At 70.5% G+C, this 22,144-nt stretch carries 21 protein-coding genes; 7 read left to right on the top strand and 14 right to left on the bottom strand.

Annotated features, from left to right (window positions below):
* The 8 genes from V8688_RS24230 to V8688_RS24195 form a co-directional block, all read right to left on the bottom strand.
* Nucleotides 1-2,087 (bottom strand): nitrate- and nitrite sensing domain-containing protein (locus V8688_RS24230; protein ID WP_342801760.1); only part of this gene is annotated, 2,087 nt, incomplete at its 3' end.
* Nucleotides 2,088-2,304: 217 nt separating this feature from the next.
* On the bottom strand, nucleotides 2,305-2,712 hold the full coding sequence (locus V8688_RS24225; protein ID WP_218716215.1) for a DUF779 domain-containing protein: 408 nt from the start codon (nucleotides 2,710-2,712) through the stop codon (nucleotides 2,305-2,307).
* Nucleotides 2,712-4,229, bottom strand: a complete 1,518-nt coding sequence (locus V8688_RS24220) for an aldehyde dehydrogenase family protein (RefSeq protein ID WP_218716216.1) — start codon at nucleotides 4,227-4,229, stop codon at nucleotides 2,712-2,714. Before V8688_RS24220 ends, V8688_RS24225 begins: the two co-directional genes overlap by 1 nt.
* An 87-nt stretch (nucleotides 4,230-4,316) precedes the next feature.
* On the bottom strand, nucleotides 4,317-5,564 hold the full coding sequence (locus tag V8688_RS24215; RefSeq protein WP_308248339.1) for a transcriptional regulator: 1,248 nt from the start codon (nucleotides 5,562-5,564) through the stop codon (nucleotides 4,317-4,319).
* Between the two features lie 132 nt (nucleotides 5,565-5,696).
* Nucleotides 5,697-6,017 (bottom strand): hypothetical protein, encoded by a 321-nt coding sequence (locus V8688_RS24210; RefSeq protein WP_218716218.1) that lies wholly within the window; start codon nucleotides 6,015-6,017, stop codon nucleotides 5,697-5,699.
* Nucleotides 6,018-6,082: 65 nt separating this feature from the next.
* Nucleotides 6,083-7,237 carry an alkaline phosphatase family protein gene (locus V8688_RS24205; protein WP_342801759.1) on the bottom strand — a complete coding sequence of 385 codons (1,155 nt, stop codon included), beginning with the start codon at nucleotides 7,235-7,237 and terminating at the stop codon, nucleotides 6,083-6,085.
* Nucleotides 7,234-7,551, bottom strand: a complete 318-nt coding sequence (locus V8688_RS24200; protein WP_255586723.1) for a nuclear transport factor 2 family protein — start codon at nucleotides 7,549-7,551, stop codon at nucleotides 7,234-7,236. Before V8688_RS24200 ends, V8688_RS24205 begins: the two co-directional genes overlap by 4 nt.
* A gap of 93 nt (nucleotides 7,552-7,644) precedes the next feature.
* Nucleotides 7,645-8,268 carry a TetR/AcrR family transcriptional regulator gene (locus V8688_RS24195; protein ID WP_218716220.1) on the bottom strand — a complete coding sequence of 208 codons (624 nt, stop codon included), beginning with the start codon at nucleotides 8,266-8,268 and terminating at the stop codon, nucleotides 7,645-7,647.
* Nucleotides 8,269-8,391: 123 nt separating this feature from the next.
* On the opposite strand from V8688_RS24195, the gene V8688_RS24190 reads away from it, so the two are divergent.
* Complete coding sequence (locus V8688_RS24190) at nucleotides 8,392-9,456, top strand: NAD-dependent epimerase/dehydratase family protein (protein WP_342801758.1); 1,065 nt, start codon at nucleotides 8,392-8,394, stop codon at nucleotides 9,454-9,456.
* 16 nt (nucleotides 9,457-9,472) lie between these two features.
* Nucleotides 9,473-9,703, top strand: a complete 231-nt coding sequence (locus V8688_RS24185) for a hypothetical protein (RefSeq protein ID WP_316575107.1) — start codon at nucleotides 9,473-9,475, stop codon at nucleotides 9,701-9,703.
* Between the two features lie 2 nt (nucleotides 9,704-9,705).
* On the opposite strand, the gene V8688_RS24180 is transcribed toward V8688_RS24185, so the two are convergent.
* From V8688_RS24180 to V8688_RS24160, 5 genes are all read right to left on the bottom strand, one after another.
* Nucleotides 9,706-11,235 (bottom strand): polyamine aminopropyltransferase, encoded by a 1,530-nt coding sequence (locus V8688_RS24180; protein WP_342801757.1) that lies wholly within the window; start codon nucleotides 11,233-11,235, stop codon nucleotides 9,706-9,708.
* Nucleotides 11,235-11,660: a DUF350 domain-containing protein gene (locus V8688_RS24175; RefSeq protein ID WP_218716224.1), complete on the bottom strand. Its 426-nt coding sequence runs from the start codon at nucleotides 11,658-11,660 to the stop codon at nucleotides 11,235-11,237. Before V8688_RS24175 ends, V8688_RS24180 begins: the two co-directional genes overlap by 1 nt.
* 30 nt (nucleotides 11,661-11,690) lie before the next feature.
* Entirely contained in the window at nucleotides 11,691-12,128 is a 438-nt protein-coding gene (locus tag V8688_RS24170) for a DUF4247 domain-containing protein (RefSeq protein WP_218716225.1), read from the bottom strand.
* An 83-nt stretch (nucleotides 12,129-12,211) separates the two neighbouring features.
* The gene (locus tag V8688_RS24165; RefSeq protein WP_218716226.1) at nucleotides 12,212-12,820 is read right to left on the bottom strand and encodes a class I SAM-dependent methyltransferase; all 609 of its coding nucleotides are present in this window, start codon (nucleotides 12,818-12,820) and stop codon (nucleotides 12,212-12,214) included.
* Between the two features lie 71 nt (nucleotides 12,821-12,891).
* A complete protein-coding gene (locus tag V8688_RS24160; RefSeq protein WP_342801756.1) occupies nucleotides 12,892-13,506 on the bottom strand; it encodes an HAD hydrolase-like protein in 615 nt (204 codons plus the stop codon).
* A 471-nt stretch (nucleotides 13,507-13,977) separates the two neighbouring features.
* Here V8688_RS24160 and rox point away from each other — a divergent pair, with 471 nt between their 5' ends.
* Nucleotides 13,978-15,402 carry a rifampin monooxygenase gene (rox, locus tag V8688_RS24155; RefSeq protein ID WP_342801761.1) on the top strand — a complete coding sequence of 475 codons (1,425 nt, stop codon included), beginning with the start codon at nucleotides 13,978-13,980 and terminating at the stop codon, nucleotides 15,400-15,402.
* Between the two features lie 10 nt (nucleotides 15,403-15,412).
* Here the strand turns inward: rox and V8688_RS24150 are convergent, their stop codons facing one another.
* Nucleotides 15,413-16,567 carry an LLM class flavin-dependent oxidoreductase gene (locus V8688_RS24150; RefSeq protein WP_342801755.1) on the bottom strand — a complete coding sequence of 385 codons (1,155 nt, stop codon included), beginning with the start codon at nucleotides 16,565-16,567 and terminating at the stop codon, nucleotides 15,413-15,415.
* 211 nt (nucleotides 16,568-16,778) lie between these two features.
* Here V8688_RS24150 and V8688_RS24145 point away from each other — a divergent pair, with 211 nt between their 5' ends.
* The 4 genes from V8688_RS24145 to V8688_RS24130 all read left to right on the top strand — a co-directional run bounded on the left by V8688_RS24145 (nucleotide 16,779) and on the right by V8688_RS24130 (nucleotide 21,994).
* Nucleotides 16,779-18,278 (top strand): NAD(P)/FAD-dependent oxidoreductase, encoded by a 1,500-nt coding sequence (locus V8688_RS24145; protein ID WP_342801754.1) that lies wholly within the window; start codon nucleotides 16,779-16,781, stop codon nucleotides 18,276-18,278.
* A 187-nt stretch (nucleotides 18,279-18,465) separates the two neighbouring features.
* A complete protein-coding gene (locus V8688_RS24140) occupies nucleotides 18,466-19,737 on the top strand; it encodes a hypothetical protein (protein ID WP_342801753.1) in 1,272 nt (423 codons plus the stop codon).
* Nucleotides 19,734-20,708, top strand: a complete 975-nt coding sequence (locus V8688_RS24135) for a glutamate ABC transporter substrate-binding protein (protein WP_342801752.1) — start codon at nucleotides 19,734-19,736, stop codon at nucleotides 20,706-20,708. The genes V8688_RS24140 and V8688_RS24135 overlap by 4 nt, the downstream gene beginning before the upstream one ends.
* Nucleotides 20,705-21,994, top strand: coding sequence for a hypothetical protein (locus tag V8688_RS24130; protein ID WP_342801751.1), 1,290 nt, complete (start codon nucleotides 20,705-20,707; stop codon nucleotides 21,992-21,994). Before V8688_RS24135 ends, V8688_RS24130 begins: the two co-directional genes overlap by 4 nt.
* Nucleotides 21,995-22,144 lie beyond the last annotated feature (150 nt).

Here is a 22,144-nt window from a genome sequence, read left to right as displayed (position 1 = left end):
GTGGGCGGTTCGGCGACCAGGGTGGCCACCGCGGTCGGCGCGGGCGCCGACTCGATGGCGACGATCGGGGCGGGCTCGGGCGCGGGCGCGGGCAGACCGCGACGCAGCGGACCGGTGGTGGCCGGCGGCATCATCGAGGTGTCGGAGTCGCCGGCCAGCAGCGACAGCGGAATGAGCACGATCGCGCGGATACCGCCGTAGTCGGATTCGCTGAGCCGCACCGAGACACCGTGCGAGGTCGACAGCCGGGCGACGACGAACAGACCGAGGCGCGAATCCGAGGACAGCGTGCCGACACCGAAATCCGGCGGATCGGCCAGCATGTCGTTGTAGCGGGCCAGGTCCTCGGGGCTCATGCCCATGCCCTGGTCGGTGATCTCGATGACCACGCCCTTGCCGACGATGTTGCCACCCGCCTCGACTCGCGACTGCGGCGGGGAGAACGCGGTCGCGTTGTCGACGAGCTCGGCGAGCAGGTGCACGAGGTCGGCCACGACGGTGCCGACGACCTCGACCTCGGGCAGCTTGGTGACGCGCACCCGGGCGTAGTCGAGCGTCTCGCCGATGGCGCTGCGCACGACGTCCATCACCGGAACCGGCTTGCGCCACTGACGTCCGGGCCTGCCGCCGCCCAGGATGATCAGGTTCTCGGCGTTGCGGCGTTCGCGGGTGGCCAGGTGGTCGAGCCGGAACAGGGTCTCCAGCAGTGCCGGATCCTCCTGCCTGCGTTCGGCCTCGTCGAGGATCTCGAGCTGGCGGTGGACCACGATCTGGCTGCGGTGGGCGATATTGAGGAACACCGCGCGCACACCCTCGCGGGTGCGGGCCTCGTCGACGGCGGCGCGCAGCGCGGCCGAGGCGGCGTGCTCGAAGGCCTGGGCGACCTGGCCGATCTCGTCCCTGCCGAAGTCCAGCGTGGGGGAGGTCTGCGCGGCGTCGATGTCGCCGCCCTCGCGCAGCGCGCGCATGGTGGCGGGCAGCTGTTCGTCGGCGAGGGCGAGGGTTTCGGTGCGCAGCCTGCGCAGGCGGCGGATGATCCGGTTGGCCAGGATCACCGCGACCAGGAACACCAGCACACTGAGCGCGAGCACGCCGCCACCGGCCAGGGCCGCGTTGACCTCGGCGCGGTGCGCGGTGTCTTCGGCGAGCTTCTGGACGTGGCGGTTGTGCGTGCTGTACGCGTCGAGCATGGCCCGGTTGACTTCGGCTGCCGCGCTCTGCCATTCGGGTGAGGACAGCGGCAGCGCGGCGGGCGTCTGTTTGGTCGAGGTGCTCGAGCTGCCGGTGGTCTGCGCGGCCGCCGCCGCGAAACGCTGCACGAGGGCCGACTCCATCGCGCTCAGTTGCCCCCACTGCGAGGACGACATCAGCGCGGTGATCGCGGTGCGCTGGGCTTCGTCGAGTTCGGCGGCGACGTTGGCGACTTCGTTGTGATAGAAGCCGCTCTGCTTGACGAACTCGTCGAGCGGAATGCTGGTGGGCCCACCGGCGGCCACCATCGACAGCGCCAGGGCGTTGCTGCGCGACATCGCCTCGGCGGCGTTGAGCAGGCGCATGCCCTCGCCCACGCCCGCGGCGACCACGGCGTCGGGGGCGGCGCGCTCGGCGACCTTGGTGCCCTGGGTGAACACGTCGAGCAGCTTGTTGTAGAACATGTACGCGTCGGAGGCGGGCAGCAGGCCCGCGTCGGCGCCGCCGCGCACCCCGGCCAGATGCGTACCGAGAGTGTTGAATCCGCCCTTGTCGTCGCCGATGTTGGAATCGTCGACCTTGCGGATGCCCTCGGAGACCTCGATCAGACCCCGGAAGGCGGCATCGAGCCGGGCCCGGGCGGGCGCGAGGGCGAGCTGGGCGGTCTCGTCACCGGCCAGGTGGGCCAGGGTGAGCTGGCGTTCGGATTGGACGGCCTCGATGAGCTCGCGCGTGTAGGGCACGGCCGCTTGCATTTCCGAGGCCCAGGTCTTGGCCTTGTTGCTCTCGTCGACCAGGTAGCCCGCCGTTCCGACGCCGACCACCACCAGCGTGAGACTGGGGATGAGAGCGATCGCCAGAATCCGGGTTCGAACACCGAGTCTCGCTAAGAACATCGCCATAACGTAACGGAATCGTTGCAGTCTTGACCTGCGTGTCTCGCTGAGCGAGACGCGATTTGGTTTGTGCGGGAACGTCTTTGCTAGGGGCGGACCGGCACGGGGGATTCGGCGAGCTCGCCCCGCCGGCTGAGCCGCGATGGCCCAGTCGGCGGGGGCTCGCCATGGCCTGGCAGCGCCGGGAAGGTCCTACCAGGTCAGGTCCGTGGCGCCGCTACAGCGTGCGGTCGGCGCCGGTTCGTGGGGGCGGTGCGGCAGCCAGTGCCGCGTTCTCCGCCTCGGTGAGTTGCCGGGCGCGCAGCACGAAGCGCATGCCCTGGCCCGCTTCCAGCGATTCGGCGCTGGCCTGCCCGCGCACCGCGTCGACGGTGAGGTGGGTGTCCTTCCAGCATTCGAACTGCTCGGGGCTGATCCAGAACTCGGTGTGCCAGCTGAGCCTGCCCAGCAGGACATCGGCCTTCTCGATCGGGAACTGCTTGGCGGATAGGCACACCGGCGCGATGTCCTCGTCGCAGCCCTCGCCGGCCTGGCGGAACAACACCGGGCCGTTGTCCTCGATCAGCCTGCGCAACAGGGTCTGGGCGCGTTCGGTGATCTCCACACGGTGGATCCGGTTCTGCATCAGAACATCCCGAGTTTCGTCGTGGAATAACTGACCAGCAGGTTCTTGGTCTGCTGGTAGTGCCCGAGCATCATGGCGTGGTTCTCCCGCCCGAATCCCGACTTCTTGTACCCGCCGAAGGCGGCGTGCGCGGGGTAGGCGTGGTAGCAGTTGGTCCAGACCCGGCCCGCCTTGATGCCGCGGCCGAGTCGGTGAGCGGTGTTGATATCGCGGGTCCACACGCCCGCGCCGAGGCCGTAGAGGGTGTCGTTGGCGATGCGGATGGCCTCGTCGACGGTGTCGAAACGGGTCACCGCGACCACGGGTCCGAAGATCTCCTCCTGGAAGATCCGCATCGTGTTCTCACCCTCGAAGATGGTGGGTTCGATGTAGTACCCACCCGGCAGGCCGTCGACCTTGCGTGCTTCCCCTCCAGTCAGCACGCGGGCGCCTTCGGCTCTGCCGATGTCCAGGTAGGACAGGATCTTCTCGTACTGGTCGTTGCCGGCCTGCGCGCCGATCATCGTCTCGGTATCGAGGGGATGACCTGACACGACGGCCTCGGTGCGGGCGATGCAGCGGGCGAGGAATTCGTCGTAGATCGACGAGTGGATCAGCGCGCGTGACGGGCACGTGCACACCTCACCCTGGTTCAGGGCGAACATCACGAAGCCCTCGACGGCCTTGTCGAGGTAGTCGTCGTCGGCCGCCATCACGTCGGGCAGGAAGATGTTCGGGCTCTTGCCACCCAGCTCCAGGGTGACCGGGATGATGTTCTCGCTCGCGTACTGCATGACCAGCCTGCCGGTCGTGGTCTCGCCGGTGAACGCGATCTTGGCCACCCGTGGGCTCTGCGCCAGCGGTTTGCCCGCCTCCACGCCGAAGCCGTTGACCACGTTGAGGACTCCCGGCGGCAGCAGGTCGGCGATCAGCTCGACGACCAGCAACAGCGAGGCGGGTGTCTGCTCGGCGGGTTTGATCACCACGCAGTTGCCCGCGGCCAGCGCGGGGGCCAGCTTCCAAGCCGCCATCAGGATCGGGAAGTTCCACGGGATGATCTGGCCGACCACGCCGAGCGGCTCGTGGAAGTGGTAGGCGACGGTGTCGGGGTCGATCTGCGAGATCGAGCCCTCCTGGGCGCGCAGCACACCGGCGAAGTAGCGGAAGTGATCCACGGCCAGCGGGAGATCCGCGGCCAGGGTTTCGCGGACCGGCTTGCCGTTGTCCCAGGTCTCGGCGACCGCCAGCGGTTCGATGCTGTTCTCGATCCGGTCGGCGATCTTGTTGAGGATGTCGGCGCGCTCGGCGACCGGGGTCGCGGCCCAGCGGTCGGTGGCACGATGCGCGGCCTCGAGCGCCATGTCGATATCGGCGGCCGTGGACCTGGCCACCGCGCAGAACGTCTCGCCGTCGACCGGCGAGGTGTTGTCGAAGTAGCGGCCTTCGATGGGGGCGGCCCAGTCACCCCCGATGAAGTTGTCGTATCGGGCGGCATAACTGACGATGCCGGTATCCGATCCGGGCTTGCCGTAGATCATGCGTCTCGCTCCTCGCGACCTCTGCGTGGTGGAACACACTATGGTCGGCGAAGGTTGGTACGAGGTTGGTGAGCGTGTTCGCCCAGGTCAGCCCTGTCGCGCGGTGTACAGGCGGGCGGTGACGACGGCCCGGCGGACGTCGTCTCGCGGCAGCAGGCGCAGCGCGTGCTCGTGCACCGCGACATCGCCGGGACAGCGCTGGCCGAAGGCCACGGCGTGCTCGGCCCGATCGCTGTGGAGCACCGCGTTGCGGATGCCCACATCCAGATGCGCGCGCCACTGTTCGACGCCGGGGAGATCGGAGCCGGGTAGCAGCGGCCCGCGATACAGCCACAGCGCCGAGGTGAGGTCGCCGCCCTCGATCGCGGCGAGCAGGTCGACCGCGTCGCAGGACACCGGACCGGTGAGCATGTAGCGCCGGTTGGCGATCTCGCCGCGGGTGGCCCGCCGCAGATGCGAGACATCGGCTTTGAGGGTGTTGAGCGAGACCGATCGGTCGCCGTAGACGGCGGCGTGCAGCTGCTCGGGGGTATAGCCCTCGGGTTCGAGCGCCAGCAGGGCCAGGATCTCGAGCTGGCGTGGCGGCAGCGGGACCGGCCTGCCGTCGCGCAACAGCCGTGCGGCGCCGAGGCATTCGAGCCGGACACCGGGCGCGGGAGCGGGCGCCTCGGCCCGCAACATGGTCTCCACCGCGGTCACCAGCGCCCGGACCGAGGTCATCACCATCGGGTGCGAGCGTTCCCAGGTCGAGGACAGATCGAGCACCCCGACCTGCCTGCCGTCGGGGCCGTGGATGGGCGCGGAATAGCAAACCCAGCCGTGCAGCGCCGCGACCAGGTGCTCGGCGGAGAAGACGGTCACGGCCTTGTCGTCGTGCAGCGCCAGCGACAGGCCGTTGGTGCCCATATGACTCTCGTCCCACACCCCGCCGGGCGCGAAGTTCACCTGCTCACCCTGGCGGCGCAGAGTGCGATCGCCCGCAGTCCACAAGATGGTGCCCGATTCGTCACTGACGACGGCGAGATAACCGGATTCCTCGGCCATGCCGCGCAGTTGCCCGGCGAGTTCGGTGACCGGCCTGCGCAGCGGCGACTCCGACCAGCGGTCGCTGATGTCGTTGAAGCCGGGGGCGACAGTCTGTGCCGGGTCCACGGTGTGCAGCGAGCGCTGCCAGGACTTGGCGACCTCCGCGCGCACCGGCCCGGTGTCACGGGGCAGATGCAGCGGGCGCGAGGGCGCGGCCAGCTTGTTCCACTGCTTCTCGAGCGCGCCCCGATAGTCCGAGAGCCGGTCCGGCGGGGGCGATCCGGCGATCGGGTCGTCGTGTGCGCCCACGTTCAACTCCCTGCTCGTCGGTGGCGCTTTCATGTCTATCAGCTGCGCCACCACGGTGTGTACCGTTTACCGGCGGACGACCGGGTCACCGGTGCATGCCCTGTCGTGGCGGCTTGACGACACCGGCGTCGGCTACTTGTTCAGGAAGAGCCCGGCGATATCGGCGTTCTTGATCGGGGTGTCGATATTGCGCTGGCCCGCGCACAGCAGGTCGACCTGCACGATCATCGAGTCGACCAGGGTGCCCGCGGGCTCGTTGTCGGTGCCGTTGCGCTGCTTGATCGCCTTGGTGATGGTGATCCGCTTGGTGTCGGGCTCCTGGTTGACGTAGTCGCGGCACGAGGTGTCGCCACCCTGGTTGAGCACCCGCTCGACCTCGGTGCAGCCACTCGCCAGTGCCGCCAGCACCGCGACGCCGACGGCGACGGCACCGGTTCGGGTGGTGGCGTGCATGGTTCCTCCTGAGGGTCGCGCCGCGCGGGTGCGCGTCGAGTGGCCTCCAGCCTAAGCGGTCGGCCTCAGCCGCGGTGGATCCGCAACGGAACCAGCAGCTCGGCGGCGGTGAGCGAGCCGTGATGGCCCACCATCATCGACTGCAGCGGTTCGGCGGCGGAGCGGATCACCCCGGCCTCCCCGCGCGCGACGACGACCAGATCGCCGATCCGGTAGGCGGATTCGGTGGTGACCGTCGGCCCGAACCAGCCCGCCTCGATCGCCTCGGCCCGGGTGCGGATCAGGAAGTCGCCGCCGAGCACGCCCGCCCAGGTGTCGGCCACGTCGGCGGTCGCGCCGTCGGTGGTGTAGACGTGGCGGGCGCGGGGCTCCCCGGCGAGCTCGGCGACGCCCGCGGACAGGTGCGGGTGGGTGTCGAAGTCGATCCGCTCGGTGAGTTCGACCATGCCGTGGTCGGCGGTGACGATCAGCGCCGTGCGGGCGGGCAGCCGCGCGGCCAGTTCGGCGGCGATCCGGTCGACGTGCCCGAGCTCGAATCGCCAGGCCCGCGAGGCGGGCCCGCGCGCGTGCCCGGTCGTGTCGAGTTCCGAATGATAGGTGTAGACCAGGGTTTTCGGTGCCGAGCCGAGAGCGTCGAGGACGCCGTCGATCAGGTCGCCGACGGAGAAGGTGGCCCGGAAATCGCCGCCACGCCAGCCGGCCCTGGTCAGGCCGGAGCCGTCCTGATACCCCGGCGCGACCTGGATCGCGGCGATCCCGGCGGCGGTGGCGCGCTGGAAGGCGGTGGGCCGCGGCTGGATTCGCTCGGGCGGGAACGTGGCGAGGGCGTCGACCTTCGGGCCGGCGCCGTTGAGTTGCCAGCGCAGGCTGTTGAACAGCCGCTGCTCTTCCGGCAGCCGCAGCAGGTACCCGACGATGCCGTGCTCGCCCGGCGGCAGACCGGTGCCCAGGGTGGTCAGGCTGGTGGCGGTGGTGCTCGGAAAGCCCGCGGTCATGGTGGCTTCCGGCAGGCCCGACAGGAACGGCGCCGTCGTGGCGTTGGCGGCCAGCGCCTGCGCGCCGAGGCCGTCGACGAGCAGGACGCACACGTGGTCGACGTCGAGATCCAGGCCGAGTCGGTCGGTCTCGCCGTCGACGCCGAGGCAGGCCAGCACGGAGGGAAGCAGATCGGCGAGGGAGGACTCGCCGTAGCGCGGGGTCAGCAAGAGTTCGTCGTTCACGCCTGTCCGGTTTCGAATCGGCTGATCAGTCCGTCGCGCAGGACGAACCGCCAGGTGGTACGCAGGGAGCCCCATCGGCTGTTGGTGTAGTCGGCGGTGAGCTCGAGGCCGTCACCGTCGACCGATTCCACGACCAGGTGGCCGTTGCTGCTGAAGATCTCGGCCTCGGTCCACTGCGCGAGGTCGCGTTCGACCCCGTCGTCGGACATGGTCGCGTCCTCGGTCAGCACACCGTAGAAGCGGTCGGTGTCCTGGGCGTTGAGCGCGTCGACGAACGCTTCGACCAGGGGATCGAGTTTCGCGGTGGCAGACATCGGCTCTCCTGCTCGGGTGGCACACGACGGATGACGGTGCACCCCACTGTAGGTGAGCGCGCGGGTGCGGCCGAGGGAATAAGCGACGGCGCGTCAGGCGCCGGTGGGCCGGGGGGCGATGAGGCCGGTGAAGGAGCGCATGATCGCGTCGACGAGGTCGGGCGCGTTGGTGCCCATCTGCTCGCTGCGTTTCTCGAGATGCCCGTCCAGCCACAGCGAGGCCAGTCCGTGCCCCAGTGCCCACCAGGCCACGGCCAGGGTGTCGGCGCGGTCGGCGGGCAGCACGCCCGCCGCGACCGCCTCGGCGACCGTGTCGGCGAGGATCTGGAACGCGTCGTCACCGGCCTCGTGGGCATCGGGGTGTTTCTCCGGCTGGGACAGCTCGGGGCGGAACATCAGCCGGAATTGCGCCGGATGGTCGCGGGAGAACCGGACGTAGGTCTCGGCCAGCGCGGTGAGCGCGTCCAGCGGAGAGGTGGCCGCCGCCTTGGTCGCGGCGAGGTCGGCGGCGAGCTGCTGGAAGCCGTCCACCGACAGCGCCGACAGCAGCGCGGCGCGGTCGGCGAAGTGGTGGTACGGCGCGCCGCTGCTGACCCCGGCTTCGCGGGCGACGCGGCGCAGGCTCACCGCGGCCAGGCCCTCGCTCTCGATCAGGCGCAGGCAGGCGTCCATCAGCGTGGCCCGCAGGTCGCCGTGGTGGTAACGGGTGCGCTTCACCCTCCGAGCGTAAGCGAGAAGCTCGCGGAGATCGGCACTGGACAGGAAATCTATGCAGTGTTTAGATTATTTGAGCACCGCTCAGATGGGCGGGCGTCCCTGGAAGGACGAAGGGTGAACACCATGACCACTCGGGTATTGGTCACCGGCGCGACGGGTTTCGTGGCCGGCCACTGCATCGCCGAACTGCTCGACCACGGTTACGCCGTCCGCGGCTCCGTGCGAGACCTCGACGCGCACGCCCAACGCGCGCACCTGACCGACCTCGCCCGCCGCACCGGCGGTGCGCTCGAGTTCGTCGCCGCCACGCTCGACGACGACGCGGGCTGGGCGGAGGCGGTGGCGGGCTGCGACACCGTGCTGCACGTCGCCTCGCCCTTCCCGGCCGCGCCCCCGGACGACGAGCAGGCGCTGATCGAGCCCGCCGTCGACGGCACCCTGCGGGTGCTGCGCGCCGCCGCGGCGGCCGGGGTGCGCCGCGTCGTCCTCACCTCCTCGGTCGCCGCGGTGGCCTACGGTCACGATGACGACGCCGTCCGCACCGAGGCCGACTGGTCGGTCGTGGACCGGATCCCCGCATATCAGAAGAGCAAGACCCTCGCCGAACGCGCCGCCTGGGACTACGTCGAATCACTCGGTGGCGCACTCGAACTCGTCGCCGTGAATCCCGGCATGGTGCTCGGCCCGCTGCTCGACGCGACGACCAGCACCTCGCACGAGCCGATCCGCCGGCTGCTGAATCGCGATGTGCCCGGTTCGGTGCGCACCGGCTGGACGCCGGTCGATGTGCGCGACCTCGCGATCGCCCACCGGCTCGCGATGGAAGTGCCCGCGGCGGCGGGCAATCGGTACATCTGCGCGGCCGAGCCGCTGTGGATGGGGGAGCTGGCCACGATGCTGGCCCGCGATTTCGCCGCGCAGGGCTTCCGGGTGCCGACCCGGGTGCTGCCGAACTGGCTGGTCCGGCTGGTCGCGGTGTTCGACAAGGGCGTACGGCTGACCCTCCCGGTGCTCGGCCGCACCGAGAACGTCAGCGCCGACAAGGCCCGCCGCGAACTGGGCTGGACGATGCGCCCGATCGCGGACACCATCCGCGAAACCGCCGACAGCCTGATCGCCGTCGGCGTCGTCACCGCGCCCGGCGGGCGGCGAACCGCTGCCGTCGCCGCGCCGGCCGGAACCCGATGAGCGGGAAGGGAAGACGATGCTGATCACCGCGCTCGTCCTCGCCCTGGTCGGCCTCCTCCGGCGCGCAGCGCGGGGGAAACCCGGTGACCCCGTGCCGGTGGGGCGTCGGCTCGACCGGCTGACGGCGGCGCTACGACGTGCGGGGGAGCGCCTGATCCGTGAGCCTGTGCCCGCCCTGTCGGCGGTCGTGGCCGTGCTGGGCCTGGCTGTCGTCGGCACTCACTTGGCCTGCGCCGGGACGGCCTGAGGTCAGCGCCATTCCTGGCGCTGCAGATCCAGGATCACCGGGCGCATGAGAGTCGAGACCTGCGGGTCGGCCGCGCGGCGATCCGGCGGGAACACCGTGGCGGCGGCGAGGGTGCGGTCGTCGAGGGAACGCAGCGGCGCAGGGGAGCTCAGGGCCGGGGCCGGGCTCTGCCCCGCCGCGGCGAGCACGAAGCCCCAATCACCGAAACTCGGCACGTCCACGTGGTAGGGCGTCGTGCGCAGCCCGGCCGCGCGCACGGTGGCGTCGATGGTCCAGAACGAGCGCGGCGCGAAGAACGGCGAGCCGGACTGCACCACCAGGCGGGCGCCGGGGGCCAGCACGTTCGCGGTCATCGCGTAGAACTCCTGCGAGTACAGCTTGGCCACCGAGGTCTGGTCCGGGTCGGGCAGGTCGACGATCACCGCGTCGAAAAGCCCGGGGGCGCCGCGCAACCAGGTGAACGCGTCCGCGGTGATCACCCGAACCCTGGGGTCGTCGAAGGAATGCTGGTTGAGCACGGTGAGGCGCTCGTCTGCGCGGGCGAGGTCGATCATCGCCGGATCGAGCTCGACCAGCGTCACCTCGGCGACGTCGGGATAGCGCAGGATCTCGCGCAGGGCCAGGCCGTCACCGCCGCCGAGGACCAGCACCGAGCGATGCGATCCCGCCAGCACCGGATGTACCAGCGCCTCGTGATAGCGGTACTCGTCGACCGAGGAGAACTGCAGACCACCGTTGAGATAGAGGCGGGTATCGGTGGTGCCGAACGGGGAGAACGACTCGGTGAGCACGATCTGCTGGTACGGCGTGCGGGTCTGCCACACGATCGGATGCGCGAACAGGGCCTGCTGGGCGGTGGCCTCGAACCGATCGGCGTAGAGATAGGTGCTCGCGAGCCCGCCCGCGACGACCACGGTCGCGCCGACCAGCACGCGCCGGGCCGCGCGGGTCATCTGCGCGCGGAAGAAGAAGAACGCCAGGGCCGATCCGGCCGCGGCGTTCACGACGCCGACCACGAGGCTGCCCCGGATCTGCCCGAACACCGGGAGCAGCAGGAACGGAAACGCCAGCCCGCCCAGCAGCGCACCGACATAGTCGGCGGCGAACAGATCGGCGACCGCGCCGCTGGCCTCCTGTCTGCGGATCTGCTGCAGCAACTCCATCAGCAGCGGGATCTCGGCTCCGATCAGCATGCCGATCACCGCCGCGGCCAGCACCAGGGTGCCGGTGTAGACATTGAGCCAGGCGTAACTGGCGTACAGCGCCGCCACCGACAGTCCACCGATCACGGCCAGCGCCAGCTCGACCGCCACGAACGCGGCGGCGGCGTGGCGGCGCAACGGTTTCGCCGCGAGCGCGCCGACGCCCATCGCGCACACCATCACACTCAGGGTGATGGAGGCCTGCGCCGCGGTGTCGCCGATCAGGTAGCTGCCGAGGGTGACCAGCGACAGCTCGTACACCAGGCCGCAGGCGGCGCAGACGAACACGGTCGCCAGCAGCGCCGCCCTGGCCAGGCGGTGCACCGGCATCAGGTCAGGCCCGCGGCCACCACCAGCGCGACCGCGACGTGCGCCGATGCCGTGACCCACACCGCCGGATGCGGTTCCGGATCGGCGACGACGGCGCGGAAATCGCCGGGGGTGAGCGCGTCGAGCAGCACGAAGGCCAGCGTCATCGCGGCCAGGCCGATCACCCCGTAGATCGCGCTCGCCAGCAGCGCCTGCAGGATCTTGCCCTCGGAGGTCCAGATGGCGGTGGCCACGATGATCCCGACTCCGAACAGGTTCGAGGCGAGCAGGATCGCGGCGTTGCGGTTGCGCTCGAGCCAGATCTGGGCGCGCAGATCACCGGGGGTGAGCAGGTCGACGACGCCGAAACCGACGGCCATCAACACGATTCCCACCGCGGAGTAGGCGAGCGCGGCGCCCGCGTCCGCCGCCAGGTCGGCGAGCATATGTGTCCTCCTGTGCTGAATGACGATGTACTACTTGCCGCCCTGGTCGCTGCCGCCGCCGCGGAAGTCGCCCGCCGCGGAGCCGCTGGTCCAGCCGTAGGTGCTGGTGTGCGAGTGGTGGCGGCGGGTGCCGTTGGCGAGGCTGTCGACCAGCACCAGCGAACCGCCCGCGTGCGGCGAGACCGCGACGAGGTCCTTGTCGAAGCGCAGGTAGTGGTTGTCGCCGGTGTTGCGGCGATCGCGGGGGTCGGTGGCCTTCGCGATCGCGGCGGCCACGGCGGCGGGCGCGGCGGCGGCGGTGAACGCGATGCCGTCGTTGACCTGATCGAGCTGGCGGGCCCGCTGATAGCGCTCGGCCACGTAGTCGCGTGGATTCGCGTCCCTGGTCACCACGACCACCACGATCACGGCGACGATGGCGACGACCACGGCGCAGATCCCGGCCACGATCCATCTGGTGCGATTCATCGTCACGCTGTGCGAAACCCTCCCCGTACAAAAACTGCGCCGGACTGTATCACCCGGCGCGGGCGCACCGTCAACCGTCGCGCTCAGGTCCCGTGGCCGCTGACCCCGGGCCGGCGCGGCTTGTGCCAGACCAAGGTGTAGCGCCACATCAGACGTCGGCGGATCTGCGCGCCGGGCAGCAATTCGCCGGTCACCGCTCGGATCTCGGACAGCGTCTCCGCCGGGTCGCGGACCGCGGCCGCCGGGCCGCCCCGCGAGCCACGACGCCACCAGTCCAGGCCGCGGATCGCGGGCAGCAGCGGCAGGTAGTGGAAGTCGGTGAGGGGGTGCATCTTCCAGAGGCCGACGACCGCGAGCGTGCCGCCCGGCGCGACCAGATGGCGCAGTGCGGCGATGCCGTCGCGGACGGGGACGTGGTGCAGGGTGGCGACGGCGGTGACCATGTCGAAGGTGTCGTCGAGTTCGCGGAAGTCGGCCTGTTCGAGATGCACGTTCGGGGCGGGCGGGGCGGTGGCGATGACCTTGTCGTCGATATCGACACCGAGCACGGCGTCGCAGCGGGTGGCCAGCTTACGGGCGAGCAGGCCGTCGCCGCACCCGACGTCGAGCGCGGTGCGGGCATCGGCCGGGACCTGATCGAGGATCCAGGGGTGGTAGTGCGTGTTGTGATTCCAGTAGGGGTCCGTCGACATGCCACGACAACGGCCGGGGCCACGCCGGGGTTCCGGACCGGAAATCCACCCGCGCAAAGGTTTCCGGTGTCCTAGCCGCGACCGGCGGCGTAACCGGCCAGCCACTCGGGGAACTGGGTGAGGTCGTCGAGGACGACATCGGCGCCCGCGGCCCGCAACCCGTCGGCGTCGTAGGGGCCGGTCGTCACACCGACGGCCAGGACGTCGGCGGCTTTCGCGCCGCGCATGTCGCCGGCGTGGTCGCCGACGAAGACCGCGGCGGATTCGGCCCGCAGGACCTCGGCCTTGCCGGTGGACCACAGATCGCCGGCGAGCAGGTCGATCCGCCAGCCGAGGTGGTCGATGTGCAGCCGGGCGTTCGGCTCGAACTTGCCGGTGACCACCAGTGTCCGTCCGCCGCCCGCGCGCACGGCGTCGAGCGCCGCGGCCGCGCCGGGCAGGGCGGGGATGTGCGGGACGACGTCGGGGTAGAGCGCGCGGAACCGGGTGACCAAATGGGGGATCAGGTCGTCGGGCGCGCCCGCGTCGGCGAGCAGCGTGGCCAGCGGCGGTCCCAGATGGTCGGCGAAGTGGCTGCCCACCATCGGCAGGTCGAATTCCCGCGCCAGGGTGTCGATCGCGACGGCGACCCCGGGGCGCGAATCGATGAGGGTCATGTCCAGATCGAAACCGACGGTGAGGCTCACGAGCCGAGCGTATCGGGATCGACCCGAACACCGCGCTGACGGGCTGATTCACGTGGAACCCCGCGTGCACTCACTGCCGAAAACGCTTGGGGGAGTGCGATTGTGCGATGCGCGGAGTGCATCACCGCAGGCAAGGCAGGAAGTATGGCGGTTCCGGAGTATGCGCGGACGGGCCAGGTCCCGGCCGCATTCGCGGATTCCCGGACGAGGAATCCACAGTCACCAGCAGTGACCGCAAAGATGCATCGACTGCCATTCCGGCGGCCTGGTCGATCCGTCGCTGTCGGCGGGTGAGGGGGATCGCGGCGGTTCCGGCGAGACCGCCGGGGTGCGGACAAACCAATGGCAAGGAGGGGAAACCACTCCTTGCCACTCTCAATGTATAGCGCACACCGGGGCTTGCGGCAAGACCCCGGTCGTCCTGCACAATCGCCTGCCGAAGCCATGACCAGCACAAACGAGGGGCATTTGATGATCGACGTGATCGTTGCGGGCGGCGGACCGACCGGGGTGATGCTGGCGAGCGAGCTGCGGCTGCACGGGGTGCGCGCACTCGTCCTGGACCGGGAACCGGCACCGACCCCGGTGGTGCGCGCCATGGGATTGCACGCCCGCAGTCTCGAGGTGCTGGGGCAGCGCGGTCTGCTGGACCGATTTCTCGCCGCCGGGACACCGCACCCGCTCGGCGGCTTCTTCGCCGGGATCGCGAAACCCCAGCCCGCCGGGCTCGACACCAGCCATCCGTACGTGCTCGGCCTCCCGCAGACGGTCACCGAACGCCTGCTGACCGAGCACGCCGTCACCCTCGGCGTGGAGATCCGGCGCGGCGCCGAGGTGGTCGGGCTGACGCAGGACGACGACGGGATCGCCGTCGAGCTGGCCGACGGCACGCGGTTGCGCTCGCGCTATCTCGTCGGCTGCGACGGCGGCCGCAGCACCGTGCGCAAGCTGCTCGGGGTCGGCTTCCCCGGCGAACCGAGCCGGGTCGACACCCTTCTGGGCGAGATGCGGCTGACCGCGTCGCCGGAGACGCTGGCCACCGTGAACGCCGAGGTGCGCAAGACCCAGCTGCGTTTCGGCGCCATGCCGCTCGGCGACGGCGTGTATCGCGTCGTGGTGCCCGCGGCCGAGGTCGCCGCCGATCGCACCGTCGCGCCGACGTTCGAGGAGCTGCGTCGGCAGCTGGTGGCCACCGCGGGCACCGACCTCGGCGCGCACGCACCGCGCTGGCTGTCGCGCTTCGGTGACGCCACCCGGTTGGCCGACAGCTATCGCGTCGGCCGGGTGCTGCTGGCGGGCGATGCCGCCCACATCCATCCGCCGATGGGCGGACAGGGCCTGAATCTGGGTCTCCAGGACGCGTTCAACCTCGGCTGGAAGCTGGCCGCGCAGATCGCAGGCTGGGCGCCGGAGGGCCTGCTCGACAGCTACGAGACCGAACGGCGCCCGGTGGCCGCGGACGTCCTGGACAACACTCGCGCGCAGATGGAACTGGTCTCGCTCGAACCGGGCGCGCAGGCCGCGCGCAGGCTGCTGGCGGAATTGATGGAGTTCGAGGAGGTGAACCGGTACCTGATCGAGAAGATCGTCGCGATCGGCATCCGCTACGACTTCGGCGACGGCCACGAGCTGGTCGGCAAGCGCCTGCGCGACATCACGCTGACGGGCGGCCGCCTCTACGACCGCCTGCACGCCGGGCGCGGGCTGCTGCTGGACCAGACCGGCCTGCTGTCGGTGGCGGGCTGGGCCGATCGGGTCGACCATGTCGTGGACGTGAGCGAGGAACTCGACGTCCCCGCGGTGCTGCTGCGGCCCGACGGCCACGTCGCCTGGGCGGGGGTGGACCAGCGGGAACTGCTGGTCCACCTGCCGCGCTGGTTCGGCGCGGCGCGCTGAGCGCGCTGCCTCAGCTGCTGGCCGCCGCGGTGAACGGTGCCACCACCGGCACCGCGGCGGGCCGGGACGGATGCCGCCAGCGGCCCTGGCGCTCCAGGATCGGCAGCACACCCTCACCGAACCAGTACGCCTCCTCCAGGTGCGGGTACCCGGACAGGATGAACTGGTCGATCCCGAGCGCGGCGTACTCGAGCAGCCGCTCGGCCACCTCCGCGTGCGAGCCGACGAGCGCGGTCCCCGCGCCGCCGCGGACCAGCCCGACACCGGCCCACAGGTTGGGCGCGATCTCCAGGCCGTCGGTGCGGCCGTTGTGCAGCTGTGCCATCCGGCGCTGGCCCTCGGACTCGCTCTTGGCCAGGCTCGCCTGCACTCGCTCGATCTCGCCCGGCGCGATCCCCGACAGCAACCGGTCGGCCTCGGCCCACGCCTCGGCGGCGGTATCGCGGCTGATCACGTGGATGCGCAGGCCGAAGTCGACAGTGCGGCCCTCGATCGCGGCCAGCCCGCGGATCCAGTCCAGCTTCGCGGCGACCGCGTCCAGCGGCTCGCCCCAGGTCAGATAGGTGTCGGCGTAGCGTGCCGCGATCGGCCCCGCCGGACCGGAGGAACCACCGAAGAAGACCGGCGGAATCGGGTCGGGCCGGGAGCTGAGCAGCGCGTCGCGCACCTGGAGATGCTCACCGGTGAAACTGACCGGCTCGGTCGACTCCCACAGCTCGCGCACGATGTGCAGGAACTCGCCGGTGCGGGCGTAGCGCTGGGCCTTGTCGAGGAAGTCGCCGTAGGCCTGCTGCTCGCGCGGCTCGCCACCGGTGACGACATTGAGCAGCAGCCTGCCGCCGGAATGGCGCTGGAAGGTCGCCGCCATCTGGGCCGCCAGCGTGGGGCTGGTCAGGCCGGGGCGCAACGCCACCAGGAACTTGAGCGTCTCGCTGGTCTGCACCAGCATCGCGGTGGTCAGCCAGGCGTCCTCGCACCACGCGCCGGTGGGGGTCAGCACGCCCTCGAAACCGTTGTCCTCGGCCGCCGCGGTGAGCTGAGCGAGGTAGCGCAGGGTGGCCGGGCGGTTACCGGACATGAAGCTGCCGTGTCCGCCGGCGACCAGCCCGCGCGAATCGCCGTATGTGGGCAGGAACCAGTGGAACGACAGTCCGCGCTCGGTCATGTCCGCCTTTCGTCGTAGTGAGAGGAATCGTCCTCGACTCTGACCGGCGAAGCCGGTGACGTCACGGATTCCGATCACCGTGCGCGCAACCCCCGACACGCCACGACGCGGCCCAGCCGAACTAGACGTAACCGTGTGAAACACGTAACCTCGACGGAGGCTCGGGCGACGGTGCTCGGGCGGCGACGACCCTACGAAACGAGTTTCCTCAATGACGCGGCATGTCGACGTACTGATCATCGGCGCTGGCCTGTCCGGAATCGGCACGGCTTGTCACCTCACCCGCGAGCAGACCGGACGCAGCTACGCGATCCTGGAGCGCCGCGAGAACATCGGTGGCACCTGGGACCTGTTCAAGTACCCCGGCATCCGCTCCGACTCGGACATGCTGACCTTCGGTTTCGGCTTCCGGCCGTGGATCGGCACCAAGGTGCTCGCCGACGGCGCCAGCATCCGTCGCTACGTGGAGGACACCGCCAAGGAATACGGCGTCACCGACCACATCACCTTCGGTCGCAAGGTCGTCACCGCCGACTTCGACCGCGCCGCCGCGCTGTGGACCGTCACCGCCCTGATCGAGGCCACCGGCGAGACCGAGACCTGGACCGCCAACTTCCTCGTCGGTGCCAGCGGCTACTACAACTACGACGAGGGCTACCAGCCCACCTTCCCCGGCCAGGACGACTTCCAGGGCCGGATCGTGCACCCGCAGCACTGGCCCGAGGACCTGGACTACACGGGTAAGAAGGTCGTGGTCATCGGTTCCGGCGCCACCGCGATCACGCTGATCCCGTCGATGGCCGACGACGCCGCGCACGTCACCATGCTGCAGCGCTCGCCCACCTGGATCCAGGCGCTGCCTTCGGACGACCCGGTCGCCATCGGTCTGAAGAAGTCCCGGGTGCCCGACCAGATCGCCTACAAGATCGGCCGCGCCCGCAACATCGCCCTGCAGCGCGCCAGCTTCCAGCTCTCGCGCACCAACCCGGAGCTGGCCAAGAAGCTGATGCTGGCCCAGGTGCGCCTGCAGGTCGGCAAGAACGTGGACCTGCGCCACTTCACCCCGAGCTACAACCCGTGGGATCAGCGCCTGTGCGTGGTGCCCAACGGTGACCTTTTCAAGGTGCTCAAGAGCGGCAAGGCCGACATCGTCACCGACAAGATCGCCAAGTTCACCGAGAAGGGCATCCTGACCGAGTCGGGTCAGGAGCTCGAGGCCGACATCATCGTCACCGCCACCGGCCTGAACGTGCAGATGCTCGGCGGCATCACCCTGTCGATCGACGACGAGCCGGTGAAGTTCAACGAGACGGTCGCCTACAAGAGCGTCTTGTACTCCGACATCCCGAACTTCCTGATGATCATCGGCTACACCAACGCGTCCTGGACGCTCAAGGCCGACCTCGCCGCCGCGTACCTGTGCCGCGTGCTCAACATCATGCGCGACCGCGGCTACACCACCTTCGAGGTGCACGCCAACCCCGAGGACATCGCCGACGAGTCGCTGATGGGCGGCGCCCTGACCTCGGGCTACATCCAGCGCGGCAACGACGCGATGCCGCGTCAGGGTGCCAGGGGCGCCTGGAAGCTGGTCAACAACTACTACCGCGACCGCACGCTGATGCACAAGGCGCCGATCGAGGACGGCGTCCTGCGGTTCAGCAAGACCGGCACCACGGTCGCGCCGGGCGAGAAGGTCGCCGGCGCCTGATCCGCGGCGCCACCCGATCCCGAACGGGGTCCGTCACTTCCCGGTGACGGACCCCGTTGCTTTTCGTCACGGTGATCGATGCCCGATCCGGTTGTGCGGAGCGGGTTTCGGTCACCCGGGCGAATTCCCAGCGCCTCCCGTACTATCGCGATCGAGGACACCGCCCGGGGAGACGAAGGAGGACGGTGTGGGATCTCGCCTACCGGCGACCATCCGAGACGCGGGGATGTGGCTGCGGCGTTTCGCCGCGACGACACCGGGTGTGATCGGTGCGGTACTCGTGGTGACCACGGTGGCCTGCCTGATCGCCGGATCGATTGTGGGACAGCAGCTCGACGCGAAGATCGGCCGTACCGAGCAGGTACTCGACCGCACCGAGCCGCTGGCGTTCGCGGCGCAGAGCCTCTACGTCTCGCTCTCTGCCGCCGACGCCGGTGCTGCGACGGCGTTCCTGTCCGGCGGTGTCGAATCGCCCCAGGTGCGTGACACCTACGAGCAGTCCCTCGCCGAAGCCGCCGCCGCGCTGGCGGAAGCGACCGCCGGCGCTACCGACGCTCAGACCAGGGCGATCGTGGCCCGCATCGCCGCCGATCTGCCCACCTACACCGGCCTGGTGGAGACCGCGCGCGCCAACAATCGTCAGGGTTTCCCGGTCGGCTCGGCGTATCTGCGGCAAGCCTCCGACCTCATGCAGACCTCGTTGCTGCCCAACGCCGAACAGCTGAACAAGGCGCGCTTCGCCGCCGTCCGCGAGGACCAGCACCGGATCGGCGCGCCGCCGTGGACCTCGATCGTGTTGCTGTTGCTGGTGCTGGCGGCCTGCGGTGCCGGTTCGGTGCTGCTGCTGCGCCGTACCAACCGGTGGGTGAATCCCGGTGTGGCCCTGGCCGCCTCGGCCGCGCTGCTCGCCCTGGTGTGGTCGACCGGGGCCACCGTCACCGCCGCGCAACTGCTCGAAACCGGAGATACCGGGGCCGGGGCGCGGGTGGAGAACCTGGCGAGCGCGCGCATCCTGGCCCAGCAGGCCCGCACCGACGAGACCCTGGCCCTGATCACCCGCGGCGACATCACCGCGCCGGAGAACGCGTTCCACACCCACACCCGTGACCTCGAACAGCGGCTCACCGCCGCGGGCGCGGGTGACTCCGAAGCGAGCCGGGCCCTGACCAATTGGAACGCGGGCCACAATGCCCAGCGCACCGCCTACGAGAAGGCCGACTACGCCGGGGCGGTCACCCAGGCCATCGGCACCGGTGCCGACAGCTCGGCGACCAGCTTCGCCCGCCTGGACCGGGAACTGCGCGACGCGCTCGCGCAGGCCCGCACCGACCTGCGCGACGGCGTCGACGCCGCCGGAACCACCTTCACTCTCAGCCCGTTCGGCACGCTGATCCTGCTGCTGGCCGCGGCGGGCGCGGTGGTCACCGGCCTGTGGCCCCGACTGAAGGAGTTCCTGTGAGTACCCGGCGTCCTCTGCTGGCCGCGGCGCTGGCCGCGGCGGTCGTCCTGGTCGCGGGCTGCGGTGACGCGCCGGACCCGTCGACCATTCCGGCCACCGCCGTCGCCCCGCCGATCCCCGGCGCCGAAGCCATCACCTCGGCCCCCACCGCGGAGGGCACGGGATCCTGCGACACCGAGGCGACCCTGGCCCCCACCGCGCAACCGCGTCCCGGCGCGATGCCCGCGGGTTCGTCGATGGCGGCGATCGTCGCCAACGGCAGGCTGCGGGTCGGCGTCGATCAGAACACCTACATGTTCGGCTTCCGCAATCCGTCCACCGGACGGCTGGAGGGCTTCGACATCGACCTGGCCAGGGAGATCGCGCGCGATCTGTTCGGTGATCCGGACAAGATCGAACTGCGTTCCGTCGCCGCGGCCGACCGGATCCCGCTGCTGCAGGACAAGAAGGTCGACATGATCGTGCGTACCTTCTCCGCCACCTGCGAACGCCGGCGCGATGTCGATTTCTCCAGCGTGTACTACCGTGCGGCACAACGCATCGCGGCCCCGAAGGGCACTGGCATCACGAACGCCGCCGGGCTCGCAGGCAAGCGCGTGTGCGTCACCAAGGGCACGACCGCGGCCGCGCCGCTGTTCGCGCTGCCCGAACCGCCGTCCGTGCTCGGCGTGACCAACTGGACCGACTGCCTGGTCGCCCTGCAGCAGGGCACCGTCGACGCCATCAGTGGTGACGAGCCGATCCTGGCCGGTTTGGTCGCCCAGGACCGCAATCTGGAACTGGTCGGCGACGAGATCGGCACCGGCGCCTACGCGGTCGGCGTGCCCAAGGGCAGCAGCGACCTGGTCCGGTTCGTCAACGGCGTGCTCGATCGGACCCGCAACGACGGCACCTGGCAGCGGATCTACCAGCAGCACCTGGGGGTGCTCGGTCCGTCACCGGGCCCGCCCGTGCCCCGGTACGTCGGATGACCTGGCCGATGCTCGGCCTCGCCGAGATCGATCGTGAACTGGCCGCGCGCACCGCGGAACTGGCGCAGGTGAGCACCACCCTGCTGGAGCTGGACCGCCATCCCGGACTGGTCCTGGTGCGCCGGTACCCGCCGACAGGGGAGACCGCGCGTCGCTGGGTGCCGGTGGAGAAGGCGCTCGGCGAACTGTGGGAGGACCTGGGCCGAGTGCGCGCGATCCTGTCCGAGGCCGAGACGATCCGCGGCGGTCGCGGCAAGGTCGACGACCGCGCGCGGGGTCGGCTCACCGAACTGCTGCGGGGACGACCACACGAGGTCGCCCGGATCCCGATCCCGTTGGCGCAGCGCGGACTCACCGGACCCGCGGAGACCCTCGTGACGGTCGGCATCGCCGATTCGCTGGACCGGATGCGGGCCGCGTTCGCGTTCGTCGCGCCCTTCGCCGAGGAGATCGAGTCGGTCGACCGGCAGGTGCTCGGCGCCCTCGCTCCGCTGCAACAGCGCGTCGAACAGGCGCACGGCGCGCTCGACGCCGCCGCCGAACCGCTGACGACCTTGCTGAGCCGCGCGGGCACCGACCCGCTGGGATTCCGCCCGGGGGAGATCGCCGCCGCGCTCGCCTCGCTCACCGCGCTGATCGAGACCGAATCCGCCCGGCACGCCGAACATCTCGCGGTCGCCGCCGACCTGCCCGGCGCGGTCGCCCAGCTGCGGGCCCGGCTGGCCGATCTGGACGCGCTGCAACACCAGGCCGACGAGACCGCCGCGCAGGCCGCGCACAAGGTCGCGACCNTCGCCGCCGACCTGCCCGGCGCGGTCGCCCAGCTGCGGGCCCGGCTGGCCGATCTGGACGCGCTGCAACACCAGGCCGACGAGACCGCCGCGCAGGCCGCGCACAAGGTCGCGACCGGCGAGCTGCCCGGTGGCGGGGAACCGGCCGCGCGGCTGCTCGCCGCACTCGACAGCCTCGGCCCGCAACCGACCAGGCCGACGGTCGAGCACCTGCTCGCGCTGCGGGCCCGTACCAACCACGCCGTCGACACGGCAACGCGGCGAAAGGAATTGGCGCGCGGACTGCTGGACCGGCGCGCCGAACTCCGCGGCCGGTTGACGGCCTACCGGGCCAAGGCGTCCCGGCTCGGGGTGAGCGAGGACCGCGACGTCCTCGCCGCCGATCGCATCGCCGCCGGGCTGCTCGGCCGGACACCCTGCGATCTGGCCGCTGTCACCCGGGCGGTCGCCGACTATCGTTCGATCATCGGGGAGAAAGCGGGGCGGACAGCATGACATGTAGTGAACCGGGGTGCGGCGGCGCCGTCGAGGACGGCTACTGCGCCGTCTGCGGCACCGCCCCCGTAGCGAGCGCGCCGCCGTCGAGCGCCGTGCCGGTGGCCGGGGCGCAACGGTCCGGACGCACCACGGCCCAGCCGCGTAACG

The organism is Nocardia sp. No.11 (assembly GCF_038752175.1).
GTDB classification, from domain to species: domain Bacteria; phylum Actinomycetota; class Actinomycetes; order Mycobacteriales; family Mycobacteriaceae; genus Nocardia; species Nocardia canadensis.
Note: the sequence above shows the minus strand (reverse complement) of the source record. Positions and strands in the feature narration are given on the sequence as shown.

Coding starts and splice junctions, on each gene's coding strand:
- V8688_RS24225 (WP_218716215.1), bottom strand. CDS start 2,712: ATGCAGAACCGGATCCACCGTGTGGAGATCACCGAACGCGCCCAGACC.
- V8688_RS24220 (WP_218716216.1), bottom strand. CDS start 4,229: ATGATCTACGGCAAGCCCGGATCGGATACCGGCATCGTCAGTTATGCC.
- V8688_RS24210 (WP_218716218.1), bottom strand. CDS start 6,017: ATGCACGCCACCACCCGAACCGGTGCCGTCGCCGTCGGCGTCGCGGTG.
- V8688_RS24200 (WP_255586723.1), bottom strand. CDS start 7,551: ATGTCTGCCACCGCGAAACTCGATCCCCTGGTCGAAGCGTTCGTCGAC.
- V8688_RS24190 (WP_342801758.1), top strand. CDS start 8,392: ATGACCACTCGGGTATTGGTCACCGGCGCGACGGGTTTCGTGGCCGGC.
- V8688_RS24185 (WP_316575107.1), top strand. CDS start 9,473: ATGCTGATCACCGCGCTCGTCCTCGCCCTGGTCGGCCTCCTCCGGCGC.
- V8688_RS24180 (WP_342801757.1), bottom strand. CDS start 11,235: ATGCCGGTGCACCGCCTGGCCAGGGCGGCGCTGCTGGCGACCGTGTTC.
- V8688_RS24175 (WP_218716224.1), bottom strand. CDS start 11,660: ATGCTCGCCGACCTGGCGGCGGACGCGGGCGCCGCGCTCGCCTACTCC.
- V8688_RS24170 (WP_218716225.1), bottom strand. CDS start 12,128: ATGAATCGCACCAGATGGATCGTGGCCGGGATCTGCGCCGTGGTCGTC.
- V8688_RS24165 (WP_218716226.1), bottom strand. CDS start 12,820: ATGTCGACGGACCCCTACTGGAATCACAACACGCACTACCACCCCTGG.
- rox (WP_342801761.1), top strand. CDS start 13,978: ATGATCGACGTGATCGTTGCGGGCGGCGGACCGACCGGGGTGATGCTG.
- V8688_RS24150 (WP_342801755.1), bottom strand. CDS start 16,567: ATGACCGAGCGCGGACTGTCGTTCCACTGGTTCCTGCCCACATACGGC.
- V8688_RS24145 (WP_342801754.1), top strand. CDS start 16,779: ATGACGCGGCATGTCGACGTACTGATCATCGGCGCTGGCCTGTCCGGA.